This window comes from Candidatus Aeolococcus gillhamiae (assembly GCF_016464765.1).
Classification (GTDB): Bacteria; Chloroflexota; Dormibacteria; order Aeolococcales; family Aeolococcaceae; genus Aeolococcus; species Aeolococcus gillhamiae.
Window position 1 is genome coordinate 1 of sequence record NZ_JAEKNS010000027.1, and the last position, 2,819, is coordinate 2,819.

The following is a 2,819-nucleotide window of genomic DNA, read 5'->3' on the forward strand; positions in this document are numbered from 1 at the left end:
TGACAAGTTGGAGACCTTGATGATCGCAGGGCTAGACTCCTCCTTCGCCGTGCCGATGGCAGCGCAGGCGGACGCCGCCAGAGCGGCCGGGGTCGGTCTGTGGAGTGGCTACCTGACGTCCAAGTCCAACGTCGGCATCGCCCACCCCTGGCGCCAGTTCGACTTCGACAGCGCGCGACGCTGCGGCGGGACACCGATCGCCTACTGCTCGGGCAACGATGATCCGGTGGCCTGTAAGGCTCTCGCTGCGAACTGGTCGGTTCATTTGTGCCTCGACGTGGAGAGGGGCATCCGGGGTAATGGCTGGTGGGTGCAGGGCTGGCTCGACGCCGCCGGGGCCGGGCTGTACGGCAGCGCTCCGGTCTTCATCGGTCGGCGGGCAGCGTTCTACATCTTCGCTGCCTATCCGGGCAACGACCCCCGCGCCACGTGGCCGGGCAACGAGCCGCGCCCATCTAGGCCGTGCGGCTGGCAGTGGCAGGGCACCCACGCCGAGTTCGGAGCCAGCGTGGATCGCGGCTGGTACGACGACTTCTTCGGCCCGGACTGAATCGGTCTGGGCTTCGTGGAGACTCTGGGCTGTCCTGAGCTTGGTGGAGTCCGATTCTTGGACTCATGGTGCCGTCGTTGGTTGATGTCGAGCCTCGAACTCGACGGCTGTGAGCATACGCAGCGACGAGTGGCGGCCCTGGCGATTGTGAAAGATCTCGAGGTACTCGAAGATGGCGCTGGCCAATTCGATGCGGGTGTTCCAGCGCTTGCGGTCGAGCAGTTCAACCTGCATCCTGCTCCAGAAGGACTCGATGAACGCGTTGTCGAAGCGATCGCCGACCGATCCCATCGACGGCAGCAGACCGGAATCCACGGCACGACGCGTGAACGCCCAGGACGTGAACTGGGTGAATTCACCCTCACTCAACCTCGATGTGGATCAGCGCCTGCGCCTGTCGAAGGGCGGCCTCGACGAAACCGGGGTCCGGCCCCCGGGCGATCACGAAACCGAGGTAGCGGTCGCCCTCGGGCAGGGGTTCCACCGTCTGGCCCAACGGGATGGTCACTTCCACTCCGGTGACACCGGACACTGCGCTCGACTCCTCCACGCCGGACACTGCGCGAAGAATGCCCGCCGCGGGCACGGGAAGCATGAGCACCCCGGCCCCGCCGGGCGCGAGCCGCGGATTGTCCAGCGGCATAGCGCATGCGTGCCGGAGGAGCACCTCCTCGAGGGTCATCTCGACGCCGCCGGCGAGGAAGCGCAGAGCGGACGAGCAGCGTCCGCCAATCGACCGCGCCGCGGCCTCGAGAAAGACGGGACCGCCGGCCGCCAGTCGCAGCTCGGCGTGGATCGGACCGTCGCGCAGGCCGAGCGCCTGCAGCGCAGCGCGGGTTGCCGCGACCGCGCTGTCGAGCACCGCCGGTAGGCGCCGCGATGGGGTCGTGTACAGCGTCTCCGCGAAGAACGGCCCTTCAAGCGGGTCGGGCTTGTCGAAGACGGCGAGCACTGTCAGGGCGCCGTCGCTGAGCAGTCCCTCGACCGCGATTTCAGGACCGGGCACGAACTCCTCGATGAGGAGGGGCGGATTGTCGTCGGGACCACACAGTTCGGGGCGACGAAGCAGCGCGTCGACTCGCGCAATGGCCGCGGTAAGCTCCGCGGCAGTGTTGGCGCGGATTACTCCGCGGCTGGCGGCCAGGTCCACCGGCTTGACGACGCACGGCAGTCCCACCGCGGCAGCGGCGTGGGCCGCGGCCGAGCCCTCGGCGTCACCGCGAATCTCCATGAAGCTGGGTTGCCGCACCGCGGCATCAGCGAGCAGAGAGCGCATGCGTCGTTTGTCACGAGTGGCGGCAACCGCGTCGACAGGGTTGCCTCCCACGCCCAGCCGTGCCGCGATGTGCGCCGCGGCCAGCACCGACGCCTCGTCCACGCCGACCACCGCGTCCACCGGCCAGCGCTCGGCAAACGCCGCCGCCCGCTCGGCCGCCTCGTCGAAGCTGCCGAGGTTCAGTGTCAGCACCCGCCCCTCCATCAGGCCGGCAAGGGTGGGGGCCTCGTCGGAGGCGACCACGCACTGCAGGCCGAGCCCTTCCGCAGCGCGGAGGAAGGCGGTTGCGCGGTAGGTGGCGGTGGGCAGGACGAGCATGACTCGCGGCGACATCCGGTCAGACTAGGCCACCCTCGGTCGCTGACGCAGTGCATGGAGCCACGCGAGGCGTCAGACTCGGATGCATGGAGACCGCGTGAAACAGCCCCGTATCAGCGCCACCGACGCCGCACTGACGCGCATCGGGCAGGTGCGCGCGAATCGCAAGCAGCCACATGCCGGCCTCCGGATTGCCATCACCGGTCGCGAGAAGGGTGCCTTCGTCTATGACATGCAGATCGTCGCCCCCGGTGAGGAGCGGCAGGGCGACATCATCGTCGACGCCCTCGACGGCATTGCCATCCACATCCCTCTTGCGTCAGCCCCATATCTCGATGGCATCACCCTCGACGCCGATCTCCCCATGGGTGCGGTGCGCGTCGAAAACCCCAACCCACTGTGGCTCGATCCCATCGCCGAAGCGGTGCAGCGCCTGCTCGACAACGAGATCAACCCATCGGTTGCCTCCCATGGCGGTCACATCGACCTGCTCGATGTCGCCGACGGCGTCGCGTTCATTCACATGGGCGGTGGATGCCAGGGCTGCGGCATGGCCGAGGTCACCCTCGGTCAGGGAGTGCGCACCGCGATCCTCGACACCTTTCCCGAGATCCGCGAGGTGCGCGACACCACCGACCACGCCCAGGGCGCGAATCCGTACTACCAGGCGGCCAA

3 protein-coding genes and 1 pseudogene are annotated in these 2,819 nt (G+C 68.1%); 2 read left to right on the forward strand and 2 right to left on the reverse strand.

What is annotated here, in order from left to right:
- Positions 1–550, forward strand: a 550-nt coding sequence (locus JF886_RS01880) for a hypothetical protein (RefSeq protein ID WP_337309039.1), incomplete at its 5' end; no start/stop codon positions are given.
- Positions 551–613: 63 nt separating this feature from the next.
- On the opposite strand, the pseudogene JF886_RS01885 reads toward JF886_RS01880, so the two are convergent.
- Both JF886_RS01885 and JF886_RS01890 read right to left on the reverse strand, forming a co-directional pair.
- Positions 614–898: pseudogene (locus tag JF886_RS01885) on the reverse strand (integrase core domain-containing protein); the annotation flags it as partial.
- A gap of 13 nt (positions 899–911) precedes the next feature.
- Positions 912–2,159: an ATP-grasp domain-containing protein gene (locus JF886_RS01890; RefSeq protein WP_337309041.1), complete on the reverse strand. Its 1,248-nt coding sequence runs from the start codon at positions 2,157–2,159 to the stop codon at positions 912–914.
- A gap of 82 nt (positions 2,160–2,241) precedes the next feature.
- Here JF886_RS01890 and JF886_RS01895 point away from each other — a divergent pair.
- The coding region (locus tag JF886_RS01895) for a NifU family protein (protein WP_337309043.1) at positions 2,242–2,819 on the forward strand (578 nt) is incomplete at its 3' end.

Excerpts from the sequence above, each read along its gene's own strand:
- JF886_RS01890 (WP_337309041.1), bottom strand. The coding sequence starts at position 2,159 with ATGTCGCCGCGAGTCATGCTCGTCCTGCCCACCGCCACCTACCGCGCA.